Below are 17,205 nucleotides of genomic sequence, written 5' to 3'. Positions count from 1 at the left end.
ACAAGTGAAGCCGATCACATCAGGAGCACACTTCTCATGGCGACAATCCGACCTGACGACAATGCAATAGACACCGCCGCAAAGCATTACGGCATCACTCTCGACCAATCAGCCCGGCTCGAGTGGCCGGCACTGATCGACGGAGCACTGGGCTCCTACGACGTCGTCGACCAGTTGTACGCCGACGAGGCAACCCCGCCGACCACGTCACGCGAGCACAAGGTGCCAACTGCGAGCGAAAATCCTTTGAGCGCTTGGTATGTGACCACAAGCATCCCGCCGACGTCGGACGGCGTCCTGACCGGCCGAAGCGTGGCGATCAAGGACAACGTGACCGTGGCCGGAGTTCCGATGATGAACGGGTCTCGGACAGTAGAAGGGTTCACCCCGTCTCGCGATGCAACTGTCGTCAGTCGGCTACTGGCGGCCGGGGCGACCGTCGCAGGCAAAGCCGTGTGTGAGGACCTGTGTTTCTCCGGCTCGAGCTTCACGCCGGCAAGCGGGCCGGTTCACAACCCATGGGACTCGCAGCGCGAAGCAGGGGGATCATCCGGTGGCAGTGCGGCTCTCGTCGCAAACGGTGACGTCGATTTTGCCATCGGTGGGGATCAGGGCGGATCGATCCGGATCCCGGCGGCATTCTGCGGCGTCGTCGGACACAAGCCGACGTTCGGGCTCGTCCCGTATACCGGGGCATTTCCCATCGAGCGAACAATCGACCACCTCGGCCCCATCACACGCACGGTCCACGATGCCGCACTGATGCTTTCGGTCATCGCCGGCCGCGACGGCAACGACCCACGTCAGCCGGACAGTGTCGAAGCAGGTGACTATTTGTCCACCCTCGACTCCGACGTGGACGGCCTGCGAATCGGAATCGTTCGAGAAGGTTTCGGGCACGCGGTCTCACAACCCGAGGTCGACGACGCAGTCCGCGCAGCGGCACACAGTTTGAGCGAAATCGGCTGCACGGTAGAGGAAGTAAGCATCCCGTGGCACCTGCATGCTTTCCATATCTGGAACGTGATCGCCACGGATGGTGGTGCCTACCAGATGTTGGACGGCAACGGATACGGCATGAACGCCGAAGGTTTGTACGATCCGGAACTGATGGCACACTTTGCTTCTCGACGCATTCAGCACGCCGACGCTCTGTCCGAAACCGTCAAACTAGTGGCGCTGACCGGCCACCACGGCATCACCACCCTCGGCGGCGCGAGCTACGGCAAAGCTCGCAACCTGGTACCGCTCGCCCGCGCCGCCTACGACACTGCCTTGAGACAGTTCGACGTCCTGGTGATGCCCACACTGCCCTACGTCGCATCCGAATTGCCGGCGAAGGACGTGGACCGCGCCACCTTCATCACGAAGGCCCTCGGGATGATCGCCAACACTGCACCATTCGACGTGACCGGACATCCGTCCCTGTCCGTTCCGGCCGGCCTGGTGAACGGACTTCCGGTCGGAATGATGATCACCGGCAAAACCTTCGACGATGCGACGGTCCTCCGGGTCGGGCGCGCATTCGAAAAGCTCCGCGGCGTGTTTCCGACACCTGCCGACCGCACCTCCGATTCTGCACCACAACTCAGCCTCGCCTAGTTCTGTATCCGCACTTGCACAACAAATTCCACCGATTCACACATGATCAGCCCGCATAGAAAAGGTGAACCAGATGTCAGTAACGATCGACCACACAACGGAGAACGCCGCACCGGCCCAGGCGCCGGTCTCCGACCGGGCGTGGGCACTGTTCCGCGCACTCGACGGTAAGGGATTGGTACCCGACGGTTACGTCGAAGGATGGAAGAAGACCTTCGAGGAGGACTTCAGTCCAAGGCGCGGAGCGGAATTGGTCGCGCGGGCGTGGACCGACCCCGAGTTCCGGCGGTTGCTTCTCACCGACGGTACCGCCGCGGTTGCCCAGTACGGATATCTGGGCCCCCAGGGCGAATACATCGTGGCAGTCGAAGACACCCCGACCCTCAAGAACGTGATCGTGTGCTCGCTGTGTTCATGCACCGCGTGGCCCATTCTCGGCCTGCCCCCTACCTGGTACAAGAGTTTCGAATACCGTGCGCGAGTGGTGCGCGAGCCACGGAAGGTTCTCTCCGAGATGGGAACCGAGATCGCGTCGGACGTCGAGATCCGCGTCTACGACACCACCGCCGAAACTCGCTACATGGTTCTTCCGCAACGTCCCGCAGGCACCGAAGGCTGGAGCCAGGAACAGCTTCAAGAGATCGTCACCAAGGACTGCCTGATCGGCGTCGCAGTCCCGCAGGTCCCCACCGTCTGATCACCCCGACAAGAAAGAAGCACACCATGGATGGAGTACACGATCTTGCCGGAGTTCAAGGCTTCGGCAAAGTCCCGCATACCGTCAACGCCGACATCGGCCCCACCTTCCACGCCGAGTGGGAACACCTGCCGTACAGCCTGATGTTCGCCGGTGTCGCCGAACTCGGAGCATTCAGCGTCGACGAAGTTCGATACGTCGTCGAGCGGATGGAACCCCGCCACTACATGATGACCCCGTACTACGAGAGATACGTCATCGGCGTCGCAGCACTGATGGTCGAAAAGGGAATCCTGACGCAGGACGAGCTCGAAAACCTTGCGGGAGGCCCCTTCCCACTCTCACGCCCCAGCGAATCCGAAGGCCGACCGGCTCGCACCGACACAACAACCTTTGAGGTCGGTCAGCGAGTACGCGTGCGAGACGAATACGTTCCCGGGCATATTCGAATGCCTGCGTACTGCCGAGGACGCGTGGGGACCATCGCTCACCGGACGACGGAGAAGTGGCCTTTTCCCGACGCAATCGGTCACGGCCGCAACGACGCCGGTGAAGAACCCACGTACCACGTGACGTTCGCTGCGGAGGAACTGTTCGGCAGCGACACAGATGGCGGGAGCGTCGTGGTCGACCTCTTCGAGGGTTACCTCGAGCCGGCGGCCTGATCTTCCAGCAATTCCGGGCGGCGGTCATGCGATCACAGCGCTTCGCATGACCGCCGTCTCCCCACATCGATTCACTCATTCGGAAGGACACTGGAAATCATGGTCGACACACGACTTCCGGTCACGGTGCTGTCAGGTTTCCTGGGCGCCGGGAAGACGACGCTACTCAACGAGATCCTGCGCAATCGGGAGGGTCGTCGGGTTGCGGTGATCGTCAACGACATGAGCGAAATCAACATCGACAGTGCAGAAGTCGAGCGTGAGATTTCGCTCAGTCGCTCCGAGGAGAAACTGGTCGAGATGACCAACGGCTGCATCTGCTGCACTCTGCGAGAGGATCTTCTCTCCGAGATCAGTGCCTTGGCCGCCGATGGCCGATTCGACTACCTACTCATCGAATCTTCGGGCATCTCCGAACCGCTGCCCGTCGCAGAGACGTTCACATTCATCGATACCGACGGCCACGCCCTCGCCGACGTCGCCCGACTCGACACCATGGTCACCGTCGTCGACGGCCACAGTTTTCTGCGCGACTACACGGCTGGGGGCCGCGTCGAAGCCGATGCCCCGGAAGACGAACGAGACATCGCGGATCTGCTTGTCGATCAGATCGAATTCGCCGATGTGATCCTGGTGAGCAAGGCCGATCTGGTCTCGCGGGAGCATCTGATCGAGCTGACCGCGGTCCTACGATCTTTGAATGCAACTGCCTCGATAGTGCCGATGACGCTCGGACGCATCCCACTCGACACGATTCTCGATACCGGTTTGTTCTCGCTCGAGAAAGCGGCGCAGGCCCCCGGATGGCTACAAGAACTCCAGGGTGAACACATCCCCGAAACCGAAGAGTACGGAATCAGTTCGGTGGTGTACCGCGAGCGCGCACCCTTCCACCCCCAACGGCTGCATGATTTCCTGAGCAGCGAGTGGACCAACGGAAAGTTACTTCGCGCCAAGGGCTACTACTGGAATGCCGGCCGGTTCACCGAGATCGGGAGTATTTCTCAGGCCGGTCATCTCATTCGCCACGGATACGTCGGCCGTTGGTGGAAGTTTCTACCCCGCGACGAGTGGCCGGCCGACGATTACCGTCGCGACGGAATCCTCGACAAGTGGGAAGAACCCGTCGGAGACTGCCGACAAGAACTCGTCTTCATCGGCCAATCCATCGACCCGACTCGGTTGCACAAAGACCTCGATTCCTGCCTACTCACCACAGCCGAGATCGAACTCGGACCAGACGTGTGGACCTCCTGGAGCGATCCGCTGGGCGTCGGCTATACCGACCAGACCGTTTGATATTGGTCCGGTTTGCCGTAAGTTGTGCGCAATGGGGGTATCACGCAACCGAGCTCGGGCGTTGTTGATCGTCGCGGCGATCGCAGCCGGGACCGTGGCTGCGGCGACGCCGGCGGAGGCAACCTGGACAACCGCGCCGATGTGCGGCGAGTGGCAGGTCGAAACCGTAGCGCAAGGGTTGGAGCAGCTCGAAAACCTCGAGCCCGATGACAACGGCGGGTTCTACCTCTCCGGCGAGTCGAAGATCTACCACGTCGACGCCGAAGGACAGGTACGAACCGTCCTCGACGGCATGGCTGCTCCTGGCGGTTTGCAGCTCGACGGTTCGAGGCTGTCCTTCCTCACCAGACAGGACGGCAAGCTGTGGCAACTGGACACCACGACGGATCGGCTGTCCGCACCCGTCGACTTCGCGGGCAACGGCTTGCTCCGACTTCCCGACGGCGATCTGCTGACGACGTGGGTCGGAACGGAGGGCGGTCCGTCGAAGGGCGTGTCGCGCTATCAACACGACTCCGGAACCGTCGCACCCAATTGGGCCGCAGTGCCACGTTCAGAGGGGCTCGCGCTCAGTCCGGATCATCGAGCCGTGTACACCGATGATCTGTTCACAGGTCAGATCATTCGAGTCCCTGTGGATACCCCTGATGCGTGGGCCGTTGTCGCAACCGTCCCGAGCCCGGTACCCGGTCTCGACGATCTGACCATGTCGCAGGATGGAATGCTCTACGCCGCTGCTCACGTCGAAGGCTCGATCTATCGTGTACACCCTGAAACCGGCACTTCCTGCGTCGTCGCTTCGGGTCTGTCGAATGGGTGGAACGGGCCGAGTTCAGTGCGTATCGGCCAGGACGGCGACGGTTGGGCGCTCTACGTCACCGGCTTCGACGGGACGCTGCGTCGCCTGGTACCTCCGGCGAGCGTCGAACTCGCACCGATACGCTGACGCTGATCACTTCGGAATGAGTTTCCCCAACCTGGCGATACTTAAAATCACGCTGATTTGAAAGCATGCCCGCAGCGCAACGGCCGCTTGTCCGAAAACTGTCAACAGTTCTACACGGAGAAATGGCTACCCTTAGGTTTAGGCTGCTCGCATGTTTTCTTCCGTCGCAGCGAAGATCCGCCTGGTGGTGGCACTGCTCCTCACTGCCCTCCTGGCGTTGACTCTGTCATCGTGCTCGAGTGGCTCGGATTCGTCGGCAGCCCCCACAGACCTATGTGCACCTCCAGGAGTGGGAGCCGCAACCGCGGCGCCCACCAACCTGGATGCGGCAGCGGGTGCGGGCGCCGAAGACCGCTACACCACGGCCACCGTCACACCGGTCAATCAGATCGACACCTCGAAGCTGAATCTGATCAAACCCGGGGTCATCACGGTCGGCACGCTCGGTGACGCGCCCCCGAGCATCTGCGTCAACTCCGAGAACCAGTACACCGGATACGACAACGAACTCCTCAAGGCTGTCGCGGACAAGCTGGGCCTGAAGGTCGAGTTCGTCGGCACCGAGTTCGCTGGTCTACTCGCCCAAGTTGCCGGTCGACGCTTCGACGTCGGCTCGTCGTCCATCACCACCACCGACGACCGTCGCAACACCGTCGGCTTCACCAACGGTTACGACTTCGGATACTTCTCCCTCGTGGTGCCCAACGGCAGCGCGATCACCGGCTTCGGAGACCTGGACGGGTCCAAGCGCATCGGCGTCGTCCAGGGAACCGTTCAGGACGACTACGTCGTGAACACCCTCAAGCTCGATCCCGTGAAGTTCCCCGACTACGCCACGGCGTACGCGAACCTCAAGTCCGGCCAGATCGACGCCTGGGTGGCTCCGTCTCAGCAGGCCGAAGGCGCGATCGCTCCCGGTGATCCGACCTCGATCATCCAGAACACCTTCTCGGTCAACAACTTCGTCGGCTGGGCGGTGAACAAGGAGAACCAGCCGCTGATCGACGCCCTCAACTCCGGCCTCGACGCAGTCATCGACGACGGAACCTGGTCCCAGCTGTACGCCGACTGGGTGCCGCGCCAACTCCCCGAAGGCTGGAAGCCCGGATCCAAGGCCGCGGCCACTCCGGAACTGCCCGACTTCGCAGCCATCGCAGCAGAAAACGCAGCCAACGGCGACGGTGGGGATACCGCGTCGTACCAACCGAAGTCGACGCTCGAACAGCTCAAGGACACGTTCTTCGACTGGGATCTGTACAAGAAGGCATTCCCCGATCTCCTCAAGACCGGTCTGCCCAACACCCTGATCCTCGCGCTCGCGTCGGGCATCATCGGCACGATACTCGGCATGCTGCTCGCTGTCGCCGGTATCTCGCGAACCCGTTGGCTGCGCTGGCCCGCCCGCGTCTACACCGACATCTTCCGTGGCCTGCCCGCCGTCGTCATCATCTTGATCATCGGGCTCGGCGTCGGGCCGATCGTCAAGGGAATCACCGGCAGCAATCCGTACTGGCTCGGTGTCGCGGCGCTGTCGCTGCTCGCGTCGGCGTACATCGGTGAGATCTTCAGATCCGGTATCCAGAGTGTCGAGTCCGGGCAGCTTGAAGCCTCCCGTGCCCTCGGCTTCAGCTACCGAAAGTCCATGTCGCTGGTCGTCATCCCGCAGGGTGTACGACGCGTTCTGCCGGCGTTGATGAACCAGTTCATCTCGCTGATCAAGGACTCGTCGCTGATCTACTTCCTCGGTCTGCTCGTCACCCAGCGGGAACTCTTCGCCGTCGGACGCGATCTCAACGCCCAGACCGGCAGCCTGTCCCCGCTCGTCGCGGCAGGCTTGTTCTACCTGGCTCTGACCATCCCGCTGACGCACCTCGTCAACTACATCGACAACCGACTCCGGACTGGACGCGCCGACACCTCAGGCACGTTGGATCCGCTCGAGCAGGCCATCGTCGTGGAAAGGGGCTGAGGACATGACCACCAGCTCTGAACTGAAGTCCGTATCGCTCACCGGCAAGGACCTGCATCTGTCCTTCGGTACCAACAAGGTGCTTCGCGGCGTCAACCTGCACGTCGACGCCGGAAACACCGTCACCGTCATCGGGCCCTCCGGTTCGGGCAAGTCGACGCTCCTGCGCGTGCTGAACCGTCTGCACGAGCCCGAGCAGGGTGACGTGCTGCTCGACGGTAAGTCCGTCCTGAAGGACAACCCCGACGAGCTTCGCCAGCGAATCGGCATGGTGTTCCAGCACTTCAACCTGTTCCCGCACAAAACCGTCGCCGAGAACATCGCACTGGGGCCGAACAAGCTCAAGGGGTTGTCCAAGGAACAGGCTCGGGCGCTCGCACTCGAGCAGCTGGATCTGGTGGGACTCAAGGAGAAGGCCGACTCGCGGCCCGGCAACCTTTCGGGCGGTCAGCAGCAGCGCGTCGCCATTGCCCGCGCCCTGGCGATGAAGCCCGAGGTCATGTTCTTCGACGAGGCGACGTCAGCTCTTGACCCCGAACTGGTCAAGGGTGTTCTGGCATTGATGGCCGATCTCGCGAAGTCCGGCATGACCATGGTCGTCGTGACGCACGAAATGGGCTTCGCGCGTTCCGTTTCCGACAAGGTGCTCTTCATGGATCGTGGCGCCGTTGTCGAAACCGGTACTCCGGAACAGCTTTTCGACGATCCCGAAACAGATCGACTGCAGGCGTTTCTCTCACAGGTTCTCTGACTCAGGGGCGCTTGCAGGAGATCGACGGGCGTTGATCCTCGACGCCTGAAGCATCAGATGGTCACGTTCGGCGAGGTTGGATGCCTTGTGCGCTGCATCGGCATACAACCTCGCCGCCGTCTCCAGGTCTCCGTCGCGTTCACGCAGATAGGCCTCGACTGCGGCATGGCGTGGAAGTGAATCGTCCAGCGCTGCAAGAGCTGCCAATCCGGCGCGTGGTCCGTCCGCCTCGCCGACGGCCACCGCTCGGTTGAGCCGGACGATCGGGCTGTCGGTCAGGGCTGCGAGTTCGTCGTACCACTCCACTATCTGCACCCAGTCCGTCTCGTCTGCTGTGAGAGCGTCGGCGTGGAGCGCAGCAATGGCGGCCTGGGCCTGGAACTCACCGAGCCGGTCGCGGGCGAGAGCTGACTGGAGGATTGCGACTCCTTCGGCAATCGAATCGGTGTCCCACCGGCTGCGATCCTGCTCGGCTAGCGGAACCAGACTGCCGTCCGCGGCAGTTCGCGCGGCTCGACGAGCGTGATGGAGCAGCATCAGTGCGAGCAACCCTGCGACTTCGGGGTGATCGATCGCGTCCGCCAACTGCCGGGTGAGCCGTATCGCCTCCGCGGCCAGGTCGACGTCGCCGGAGTACCCCTCGTTGAAGACCAGATAGAGGACACGCAGGACGGTGGCGACATCGCCGGGTTGCTCGAACCGGACGCCGGAGACCGTGCGCTTGGCTCGGCTGATGCGCTGAGCCATAGTCGCCTCGGGCACCAGGTAGGCCTGCGCAATCTGGCGGGTGGTCAGCCCGCCGACAGCGCGCAGCGTGAGTGCGACGGCGGACGACGGCGTCAACGACGGGTGCGCGCACAGAAAGTAGAGCTGGAGTGTGTCGTCCACGCCCGGCACCGACCCGCTGACCGGCCGCTCGCCTGGCTGCTCGTCCGCCAGAAACTCCCGCTTGCGACGAGCCGCATCCGACCGGATCCCGTCGAGGAACCGCCGCCAGGCCACCGTGACCAGCCAGCCCTTCGGGTCCCGCGGCGGGTTGTCCGGCCAGACCCTGACCGCCTCGAGCAGAGCGTCCTGCACGGCGTCCTCGGCCGACGCGAAATCTGCTCCGCGGCGGACGAGGATGCCGAGCACGCTCGGAGTCAGACTCCGAAGCAGGGCGTCGTCCATGACAGGTTTCAGTCCGTGATGGTCGGCGGCTCGGTCAGGAACGGGCGCAGTTCGAGCCATTCGTGAATCGGCTTCCCGCCTGCGCCGGGCGCGGCCGAGAGTTCGCCGGCCAATTGGACGGCACGGTCGTAGTTGTCGACGTCGATCACCATCCAGCCGGCAATGAGGTCCTTGGTCTCCGCGAACGGACCGTCGGTGACCGGGGGGCGACCCTCACCGTCGTACCGGACAAAGGTGCCCTCTGGAGCGAGAGCCTGACCGTCGACGAACTCGCCTGCCTTCTCGAGCCGATCCGCGAAATCCTGCATGTACTTCACGTGAGCCGTGATCTCTTCCGGTGTCCACTGGTCCATCGGCACGTCGTTGACTGCAGCCGGAGCGCCGCGGTAGTGCTTGAGCAGCAAGTACTTGGCCATCGTGAATCTCCTCTGTGTCGGTGCCACCCATTCTGGTCGCACGTCACTACAGGGACGAATCAAGTCGGGGATTCTCGACATCGCGGGGCTATTCTCGACATCGCGGGGCTTCGGGGCCCTAAATCCACCCCTGCCGGCGGGCGATCACTGCAGCTTCGTGCCGATTGGCAGCACCGAGTTTGGTGACAGCTGACGACAGATAGTTCCGCGTGGTTCCTGCCGAGAGGTGTGCCCGGGAAGCGATCTGCTCGATGGATGCTCCGTCCGCCGCGTACTCGAGTACGTCCGCTTCACGCGGAGTAAGCGGTGAGTCGCCTGCGCCGATTGCCTCGGCTGCCAACGACGGATCGACGTACCGCCCGCCCGCATGGACGCTGCGGACCACCTCGGCGAGCGTCGCCGCAGGCGTCGTCTTCGGCAGAAATCCTCGGACGCCTGCTGACAGTGCCTTCTTCAGATACCCGGGACGCCCGTGGCTCGTCACGATGATCGAGACGCACCCCGAGACCGTCTGCGCAATCTGTTGCGCCGTCTCGATGCCGTCGATACCTGCCATTTGAAGGTCCAGCACGGCTACGTCAGGTTGATGCTTCGCAGCAGCGATCACGGCGTCCTCGCCGGATTCGGCTTCCGCCACGACAACGATGTCGTCTTCGAGCGACAACATCATGGCCAGAGCCGAGCGGATCAGGTTCTCGTCGTCGGCCAGCAGTACCTTGATCGGCTCGGTCACCGAGACTCCTTCGTTCGGGACGGAAAGTGGGCGTTGAGCGTGAAGCGATCTTCGTCTTGGACGGTTTCGACAGTTCCTCCGACGGCGCCGACGCGCTCGCGCAATCCGTTCAGGCCGGTTCCGTTGTTCGGCTCTGCGATACGTGCGCCGTCGTTGGCAATCACGACTCCGTCCGCGAATACCTCGATGCTGCAATTCTCGGCACTGGAGTGCCGGAGAATGTTGGTCACTCCTTCACGGACGACCCAGGCAGCGGCTTCGGCCAGTTCCACCGGCAGTTGATCCGCCGATCCACGTATCGCGGTGGAGATTCCGGCGGCCTCGAGCAAAGACTGCGCACCGGCCAACTCGGACGCCAAGGCGATGGACCGGTATCCCCGAACCAACTCGCGCGCTTCGTCGAGTGAATCTTGCGCAAGTTCGCGTACTTCGTTCATCTGCGCGGCGGCACGATCGTCGCCGCGTCGTGAAAGCGTGGCTGCAAGTTCACTTTTCACCGCAATTGCAGACAGTGCCCGCCCGACGACGTCATGCAGATCACGCGAAAATCGCAACCGCTCCTCGGCGACGGACAGAGCAGCGGCGGCTCCGCGTGCCTCGTCCAATTCGGTAACCATCCGCAGCAGCCAGACCGACATGTAGACGGTCAGCCCCATGAAGCCGGCAACGATTCCGACGGACACGCCGCTTTCCGGACCCGCAAGCAGTCCCAAGACAACCCCGGCGACCACCGAGCCCACGATCAGCCAGCGCAACGACGTCAACCCGGCAAGGGGAACCACAAGGATTGCCGCCAGCCAGAAGTACGGGCCGTTCTCGCCATTGTTTCCCAAGGCAATTCCCGCCGAGCAGAACGCCGACAACGTCATCACGGCAAGAGGAATCTGGACGGGCTTGACCACGATCCCGCCCAGATCAGGCATCCGAGACACGGCGATGACGCACGCAACGGCACTGATTCCGAGGAAGACACCCGACAGATACCGATCCGCAACGACCTCGGTGACCGCACCGAAGCCACCGAAAACCACTGCGACCATGATGAACGATTGCCGCGTGTAGAGGCGAACCTTGTCGACGTTCGACGCGGTTCGCCACGTCCGTCTCGGATTCCAGCGTCCGAAGTTCTGCGCGATCATGCTCACTACCTTCTCAGAGTTCTACGAACGCGGTTCCCAGCGGAAGTGGACGTTCGCGATCAGAACCGAACCGACGATCCAGGCCAGCATGACCAACAGCGGTTGCGCAGCCGAACCGAAGGTGTCGACAAATCCGGCCGCAACACCGGGCGCATCGCCCAGATCAGCCAGTTCGCCAGTGGTCCGCCCCAGCCATCCGAGATTGAGAAGGTCGACTACCGCGGCCAGCGGAGTGAAATCGAGAATGCGAGCAACGTTGTCCGGCAGGACATTCCTGATTGAAGACATTCCTGCCGTCGCCAGAATCAGAATCGGCATGCAGGTGATCTGCGCCGCTTCTGCGTTCCGAGTGACGGCCGAAGTGATCAACGCCAGCGCGGTGAAGAGCGCGGCGCCGCCTATCACCGCGGCCAGCACCAGCACGGGATTAACCGGAGCACTGCCGCCGAGAACCATCACGGCGATGCCGATGACCACCGTCAACAGTCCGGTGAGCACCCACGACGGCACTGCCGGGCCCGCGAGGATCTCGGCGTCGCTGCATTCCCCGGTCCGCAGTCGCTTGAGAACCAACTCGTCACGACGCGTCGCGTACACCGACAGCAGGTTGTAGAAGACCACGAACACGAGCAGGAAGAGTGCAAACACCTCGAGGCCTGCCGACACCGACTTGTCGGACAACCCGCCATCGCGTGAGAGGTACAGCATCCCCACGGGAAAGATCAACGGGAGGACGATTGCGTTGAAGAGCAACAGTCGATTTCGTCCCAGGAGCGTGAACTCCGAACGAGACAGGGTTGCTATGCGGTTCATGCCGACGCTCCTTCGAGAGTTGCGTGATGATCGAATTGGTCTGCAATGGAGAGGAATACGGTCTCCAGGGATGCCGCGCGGGCATCCAGCCCGGTCAGCAGGATGTTGTTGTGCTGTGCCCACAGCAGCAGTTCCGTCAGAGTCTCCTGCACTGTGCGAGTGGTGATCACCACCAGATCGTTTTCGACGCGTACCTCGGCGCCGGCCAGCGCTGGGAGCGGAAGACCTGGGCGGTGCAGTTTGATCTGGGCGGGATGATCCGCGACGACGTCCGCCACGGTTCCGCTGCGCACCACCGATCCTCGGTGCATGATCGCCAACTGGTCGCACAGGGACTCGGCCTCGTCCAGGTAGTGTGTCGTCAACATGATGGTGACGCCCGACGCTTTCAAGTCAGCGATCAATTGCCAAGTGTTACGACGACTTTCGGGGTCCAGTCCGGTAGTCGGTTCGTCGAGAAATAGGACGAGGGGACGGCCGATGATCGCGCACGCCAGGTCCAGTCGGCGCGCTTCACCTCCCGAGAGGAACTTCACGCGGGTATCGCCACGGTCACGCATGTCCACGCGCTCGAGGACCTCGTCGACGGGAAGTGGATTCGAGCAGGTTCCTGCCCACATCGCCAAACTCTCGCGGGCAGTGAGATCTTGGGGAAGACCGCCCTTCTGAAGCATGATGCCCAGTGACGGGCGAATCTGCTTGCGGTTGCGCACCGGATCCATCCCCAAAACGCGCACGGTACCCGCACTGGCCCGCGAAAGACCCTGAATCACTTCGAGAGTGGATGTCTTGCCGGCACCGTTAGTTCCGAGGAGGCCGAACAACTCGCCTTCCTGGACACTCAGATCAAGATTGCGGACAGCATCGAACGCATCCTTGCCCGAGCCGTAGCGCCGCGACATTCCGACAACGTCGATCACGGGATCGCCCTTCATCGCTGCGCCTCCTCTCGGTTCCAGCCGCGCAGCCCGATCACGAATCGGATACCCGCATAGACAGCGAGAGCGGCAACAAGAATCCAGAACACGGGATTGGAGCCGATGATCGCGAACAGCACTCCGATGATCGCGATATTCACGACGATCACAACAAGTTCGCGACCCATCGTGGGTGCGGGTCCGATGTCCATCAGGTCCGTCAGGAGGCTTCCCTCATGTGGTTCTCTCATGCATTCAAGCTTCGCGGGAAGTCGGAGCCGAAAACAGTGCACAGCGTCATCACCTGCGGTGACACCGTCATGGATCGGCGATGACAAATGTCATGCGACGTCCCCGCGGGGACGCGTCGTAAACCGCGGGTAAGGGTCACCTCGTTGTTTTGCCGTTCATTTTTACGTTCCTTTACCCTTGCTTAGAGCTTCTACGGTTCCCGAAGTCCGTACATCGAATCTCGGGAGTTCACGGTGGCTATCAAGCCTTTGGCCTTGTTCGTCAAACACGACGGCGTGTCTGCACGCGCGTCGATCACCTGCCAGTACAAGTGCGGAAACGCGTGCTCTCACGAGGTCCCCAACACCTCGGGCGGCGAGTACTTCCGCGACATCGCACGCACGGCACTGACTCGTCGCGGCATGCTCCGGGGCAGCGGCATGGCGGTCCTCGCGGTGGGGGCCGGCAGTGCCCTCGTCGCCTGTTCGGACGAATCTGCAAGCGCCGAACCGGGAACCGGTTCGGCGAGTGGCAGCAGCAGCGGATCGACACCGGCGGGAACGAACTTCAGCGCTGTCGCTCCCAACAAAGAAGACAAGGTCACCGTCCCTGACGGATACGATCAGGCCGTCGTGATTCGCTGGGGTGACGCCGTTCTCGCCGGTGCCCCGGCTTTCGACTTCGACAAGCAGACTGCGGCAGCGCAGGAACTGCAGTTCGGATTCAACAACGACTTCGCCGGATTGCTCCCGGTCGACGGGCAGCCCAACACCTACCTACTAGTGGTCAACCACGAATACTCCACCGAGCCCGCGATGTTCCGCGGCTACGATGCGGAGAACCCGACCGAGGAGCAGTTCAAGATCGGCTTGGCCAGCCACGGACTGTCGGTCGTCCAGGTCAAGGGAGAATCCGACAACGGCAAGCTGGTGCCGGAGATCGGATCGAACAACCGCCGCATCACCGGAACCACGGAATTTATCGTGACCGGCCCCGCTGCTGGTAGCGACTTCCTCAAGACGAGCGCCGATCCCACCGGAACCAAAGTGCTCGGCACCCTCAACAACTGCGCGGGCGGCGTCACACCTTGGGGCACAGTGCTTTCCGGCGAAGAGAACTTCAACCAGTACTTCGCGAACGCCGAGGGAGTCACCGATCCCACAGTCGCTGCGCGGCTGAAGCGCTACGGTCTTGCCGGCGCCGCTTCCGAGCGCAAGTGGGAACGCTTCGACAAGCGGTTCGATCTGGTCGCAGAACCCAACGAGGTCAACCGATTCGGATACGTCGTCGAGATTGATCCCTGGGATCCGTCGTCCACTCCGATCAAGCACACAGCGCTCGGACGTTTCAAGCACGAAGCCGCCACCATTTACATCACGTCGGACGGCACCGTCGTCGCTTACAGCGGCGACGACGAGCGCTTCGACTACATGTACAAGTTCGTCTCAAGCCGAAAGATGCAGGACGGCAAGAGTCAAGCAGCCATGCGTCACAACATGACTCTGCTCGACGCCGGAACGCTGTACGTCGCCAAGCTCAGTGGAAACTCTGCCGGCGAGATCGACGGCAGCGGCAAACTCCCCGCGGACGGCAAGTTCGACGGAAGCGGTGAGTGGGTGGCCATCCTGCGCACCAGCGAAGACGGCAAGGGCGAATCGCTGGTCGACGGCATGAGCGCCGAAGAGGTAGCCGTCTTCACCCGCCAGGCCGGCGACAAGGTCGGGGCAACGAAGATGGACCGCCCCGAGGACTTCGAGGCAAACCCGAAGAGCGGCAAGGTTTACGTCGCGCTGACCAACAACACCAAGCGCGGAGTCGACGGCGGCGCAGCGGCCGACGAGGCGAACCCGCGCAACAACAACAAGAACGGCCAGGTCCTCGAAATCACCGACGACCACGCCGGCACCACCTTCGGCTGGAACCTCCTACTCGTCTGCGGAGATCCAGCCACAGCCGATACCTACTTCGGTGGATTCGACAAGAGCAAGGTCAGCCCGATCTCGTGCCCGGACAACCTTGCCTTCGACCCGCACGGAAACCTGTGGATCTCCACCGACGGCAACGCACTCAAGTCCAACGACGGACTGTTCAGTGTTGTTCTCGAAGGCGAAAATCGTGGTGAGACAAAGCAGTTCCTCACCGTCCCCGTCGGCGCCGAAACCTGCGGACCGATTGTGGACGAGAAGCGCGTCATCGTCTGCGTCCAGCACCCCGGCGAGACCGACGACGCCAGCATCGAAAGCCCCGCATCCCATTGGCCCGACGGTGGTTCCTCCCAGCCTCGCCCGTCGGTAGTTGCAGCCTGGAAGAAGGACGGATCTCGGCTCGGCTCGTAATACGCACGAAAACGACGTGGGGCAGATCGCATACTTTGCGATCTGCCCCACGTCGTTTACCTCAGATTCTCAAGGGAATCAGTTGTCACCATCCTCGCGACGCTTACGCGTCAGGAGAACAACACCCGTTCCCAGCGCCAGCAGCAGAACCAATCCACCTGCTGCGAGCAACGTGGTATTCACGCCACTCTCACCAGCGCCACCACCCGAGTTGATCGTTCCGCCCTGAGGAGTAGACGTCGGCGACTTCGGCTGACCGGGCTGACCCGGGTTTGCCGTCGGGGGCTTCGGCTGTCCCGGAACCGTGCTCGGAACCGGCTGACCCGGAACCGTCGGCGGTACGACGACCGGAGGCACAACGACGATCGGGGGAATGATGATCGTCGGTGTAACCGGCACCGTCGTGGTCGGAACCGTCGTGGTCGGCGGAACTGTCGTGACCGGCGTCGTTGTCGTCGGCGGCGTAGTTGTCGTCACGCCACACGGATCCACAATCTCTTCCGCGACAACTTCTTCTGTCGTGGTTTCCTCTGTGGTGGTCTCCTCCGTGGTGGTCTCCTCCGTGAGGGCGGATTCCTCCGTACCGGTCACATCAGCATCACCAGTAGTGATCGCGCTAGCCGTCGTCGTCGCAGCCGTTGTGGTCGGAACCATCCGCGTGGTCGTCGTCGGAGGAACACAAGGCTCCGTCGTGACCGGCGGCGTCGTGGTGGTGGTCGTCGGCGGCACCGTCGTGGTGGTCTCCGGCGGGTCCACCGGGTGCTCGGTGCAGAGAGCGTCGCCCGGAACACAGTCCACCGGCGGGTTCTCGCCACCAACCACCAGGTAGTTGTTCAGGACACCCGGAGTGAATCCGGGACCCGACAACGTGCCGATCTGGGGATTGACCTTGACGGTGTACGTCACCGTCGCGCTCTCACTCTTCGCCAGCTTTCCGGTGACCGTAAAGATGTTGTCGACGACACCCGAAACAACCAGCGTGGAAGTGGTAGCCGGATTCTTCGTCATTACTGCATCGTCGAGAACATCGGTCAGATCGTCGTAGAAGCTGACCTCACCATCCGCGGTGCCCACATTCTTGAACGTAAGCGTGTACGTGATCTCCTGGCCGGCAACCACACGGTTCGTGGTGGACGGGTCAGAGGACTTCAGTACCTCGATTGCGGGAGTGCCATCAACCGGGTGTTCGGTCGTGACCGGTGGAGGAGTGATCTCCGGACCCGTCGGCGGCTTCGCAGTACCGGTGACCTTGTTGTTGATCAGCGTGCCACCGGCAACACCGGCATTGACCTTCACCTGGTAGGTCAGGACAACGGATTTACCGGCCTGAAGTGCACCGGTCCACGAGAGCGTGGTGCCTTCGAGCGTCGGAGCAGTCGCGTCGACACCATCGACTACTGCCTTGAGCGAACCGTCCACCAGAGCGGCGTTGTCGAGAACCTTCGACAGATCATCGGTCAACACCACCGGATCAAGAGTCGTGTTACCCGTATTGGCACCGGTCACCGTGTACGTGATCGT

16 protein-coding genes are annotated in these 17,205 nt (G+C 62.3%); 8 read left to right on the top strand and 8 right to left on the bottom strand.

The window, feature by feature from the left end; all coding sequences use genetic code 11:
• The first annotated feature begins 36 nt into the window (after positions 1-36).
• From ACFQ6Y_RS27460 to ACFQ6Y_RS27430, 7 genes are all read left to right on the top strand, one after another.
• Positions 37-1,602, top strand: a complete 1,566-nt coding sequence (locus ACFQ6Y_RS27460; protein ID WP_378639644.1) for an amidase — start codon at positions 37-39, stop codon at positions 1,600-1,602.
• Between the two features lie 73 nt (positions 1,603-1,675).
• Entirely contained in the window at positions 1,676-2,299 is a 624-nt protein-coding gene (gene nthA / locus ACFQ6Y_RS27455; protein ID WP_378639641.1) for a nitrile hydratase subunit alpha, read from the top strand.
• A gap of 26 nt (positions 2,300-2,325) precedes the next feature.
• Entirely contained in the window at positions 2,326-2,964 is a 639-nt protein-coding gene (gene nthB, locus ACFQ6Y_RS27450; RefSeq protein ID WP_378530003.1) for a nitrile hydratase subunit beta, read from the top strand.
• Positions 2,965-3,063: 99 nt separating this feature from the next.
• Positions 3,064-4,263 carry a zinc metallochaperone GTPase ZigA gene (gene zigA, locus ACFQ6Y_RS27445; RefSeq protein ID WP_378639638.1) on the top strand — a complete coding sequence of 400 codons (1,200 nt, stop codon included), beginning with the start codon at positions 3,064-3,066 and terminating at the stop codon, positions 4,261-4,263.
• Between the two features lie 31 nt (positions 4,264-4,294).
• Positions 4,295-5,209, top strand: coding sequence for an SMP-30/gluconolactonase/LRE family protein (locus ACFQ6Y_RS27440; protein WP_378639635.1), 915 nt, complete (start codon positions 4,295-4,297; stop codon positions 5,207-5,209).
• 151 nt (positions 5,210-5,360) lie between these two features.
• Complete coding sequence (locus ACFQ6Y_RS27435; RefSeq protein WP_378639632.1) at positions 5,361-7,178, top strand: ABC transporter substrate-binding protein/permease; 1,818 nt, start codon at positions 5,361-5,363, stop codon at positions 7,176-7,178.
• A gap of 4 nt (positions 7,179-7,182) precedes the next feature.
• A complete protein-coding gene (locus tag ACFQ6Y_RS27430) occupies positions 7,183-7,929 on the top strand; it encodes an amino acid ABC transporter ATP-binding protein (protein WP_020909781.1) in 747 nt (248 codons plus the stop codon).
• Here ACFQ6Y_RS27430 and ACFQ6Y_RS27425 read toward each other — a convergent pair.
• The 7 genes from ACFQ6Y_RS27425 to ACFQ6Y_RS27395 all read right to left on the bottom strand — a co-directional run bounded on the left by ACFQ6Y_RS27425 (position 7,915) and on the right by ACFQ6Y_RS27395 (position 13,368).
• Entirely contained in the window at positions 7,915-9,099 is a 1,185-nt protein-coding gene (locus ACFQ6Y_RS27425) for an RNA polymerase sigma factor (RefSeq protein WP_378639630.1), read from the bottom strand. The two genes, ACFQ6Y_RS27430 and ACFQ6Y_RS27425, sit on opposite strands and share 15 nt — an antisense overlap.
• Before the next feature lie 8 nt (positions 9,100-9,107).
• A complete protein-coding gene (locus ACFQ6Y_RS27420; RefSeq protein ID WP_283377368.1) occupies positions 9,108-9,515 on the bottom strand; it encodes a YciI family protein in 408 nt (135 codons plus the stop codon).
• 118 nt (positions 9,516-9,633) lie between these two features.
• On the bottom strand, positions 9,634-10,248 hold the full coding sequence (locus tag ACFQ6Y_RS27415) for a response regulator transcription factor (RefSeq protein ID WP_308371631.1): 615 nt from the start codon (positions 10,246-10,248) through the stop codon (positions 9,634-9,636).
• On the bottom strand, positions 10,245-11,387 hold the full coding sequence (locus tag ACFQ6Y_RS27410) for a sensor histidine kinase (protein WP_378639627.1): 1,143 nt from the start codon (positions 11,385-11,387) through the stop codon (positions 10,245-10,247). Before ACFQ6Y_RS27410 ends, ACFQ6Y_RS27415 begins: the two co-directional genes overlap by 4 nt.
• A 21-nt stretch (positions 11,388-11,408) precedes the next feature.
• Positions 11,409-12,200, bottom strand: a complete 792-nt coding sequence (locus ACFQ6Y_RS27405) for an ABC transporter permease (RefSeq protein ID WP_378639624.1) — start codon at positions 12,198-12,200, stop codon at positions 11,409-11,411.
• Positions 12,197-13,135: an ABC transporter ATP-binding protein gene (locus ACFQ6Y_RS27400; protein ID WP_378529987.1), complete on the bottom strand. Its 939-nt coding sequence runs from the start codon at positions 13,133-13,135 to the stop codon at positions 12,197-12,199. Before ACFQ6Y_RS27400 ends, ACFQ6Y_RS27405 begins: the two co-directional genes overlap by 4 nt.
• A complete protein-coding gene (locus ACFQ6Y_RS27395) occupies positions 13,132-13,368 on the bottom strand; it encodes a hypothetical protein (protein WP_283305558.1) in 237 nt (78 codons plus the stop codon). Before ACFQ6Y_RS27395 ends, ACFQ6Y_RS27400 begins: the two co-directional genes overlap by 4 nt.
• A 234-nt stretch (positions 13,369-13,602) precedes the next feature.
• Here ACFQ6Y_RS27395 and ACFQ6Y_RS27390 point away from each other — a divergent pair, with 234 nt between their 5' ends.
• On the top strand, positions 13,603-15,684 hold the full coding sequence (locus tag ACFQ6Y_RS27390; protein ID WP_378639621.1) for a PhoX family protein: 2,082 nt from the start codon (positions 13,603-13,605) through the stop codon (positions 15,682-15,684).
• Positions 15,685-15,762: 78 nt separating this feature from the next.
• On the opposite strand, the gene ACFQ6Y_RS27385 is transcribed toward ACFQ6Y_RS27390, so the two are convergent.
• Positions 15,763-17,205: isopeptide-forming domain-containing fimbrial protein (locus tag ACFQ6Y_RS27385; RefSeq protein WP_378639618.1), on the bottom strand; the 1,443-nt coding region annotated here is incomplete at its 5' end.

Origin of the sequence: Rhodococcus sp. NPDC056516 (assembly GCF_042794655.1) — a bacterium.
Lineage (GTDB): Bacteria > Actinomycetota > Actinomycetes > Mycobacteriales > Mycobacteriaceae > Rhodococcus_F.
The sequence above is the reverse complement of the archived record's forward strand: the minus strand, read 5'-3'. Positions and strand labels throughout refer to the sequence as shown.

Coding starts and splice junctions, on each gene's coding strand:
- ACFQ6Y_RS27460 (WP_378639644.1), top strand. CDS start 37: ATGGCGACAATCCGACCTGACGACAATGCAATAGACACCGCCGCAAAG.
- nthA (WP_378639641.1), top strand. CDS start 1,676: ATGTCAGTAACGATCGACCACACAACGGAGAACGCCGCACCGGCCCAG.
- nthB (WP_378530003.1), top strand. CDS start 2,326: ATGGATGGAGTACACGATCTTGCCGGAGTTCAAGGCTTCGGCAAAGTC.
- zigA (WP_378639638.1), top strand. CDS start 3,064: ATGGTCGACACACGACTTCCGGTCACGGTGCTGTCAGGTTTCCTGGGC.
- ACFQ6Y_RS27440 (WP_378639635.1), top strand. CDS start 4,295: ATGGGGGTATCACGCAACCGAGCTCGGGCGTTGTTGATCGTCGCGGCG.
- ACFQ6Y_RS27435 (WP_378639632.1), top strand. CDS start 5,361: ATGTTTTCTTCCGTCGCAGCGAAGATCCGCCTGGTGGTGGCACTGCTC.
- ACFQ6Y_RS27430 (WP_020909781.1), top strand. CDS start 7,183: ATGACCACCAGCTCTGAACTGAAGTCCGTATCGCTCACCGGCAAGGAC.
- ACFQ6Y_RS27425 (WP_378639630.1), bottom strand. CDS start 9,099: ATGGACGACGCCCTGCTTCGGAGTCTGACTCCGAGCGTGCTCGGCATC.
- ACFQ6Y_RS27420 (WP_283377368.1), bottom strand. CDS start 9,515: ATGGCCAAGTACTTGCTGCTCAAGCACTACCGCGGCGCTCCGGCTGCA.
- ACFQ6Y_RS27410 (WP_378639627.1), bottom strand. CDS start 11,387: ATGATCGCGCAGAACTTCGGACGCTGGAATCCGAGACGGACGTGGCGA.
- ACFQ6Y_RS27405 (WP_378639624.1), bottom strand. CDS start 12,200: ATGAACCGCATAGCAACCCTGTCTCGTTCGGAGTTCACGCTCCTGGGA.
- ACFQ6Y_RS27400 (WP_378529987.1), bottom strand. CDS start 13,135: ATGAAGGGCGATCCCGTGATCGACGTTGTCGGAATGTCGCGGCGCTAC.
- ACFQ6Y_RS27395 (WP_283305558.1), bottom strand. CDS start 13,368: ATGAGAGAACCACATGAGGGAAGCCTCCTGACGGACCTGATGGACATC.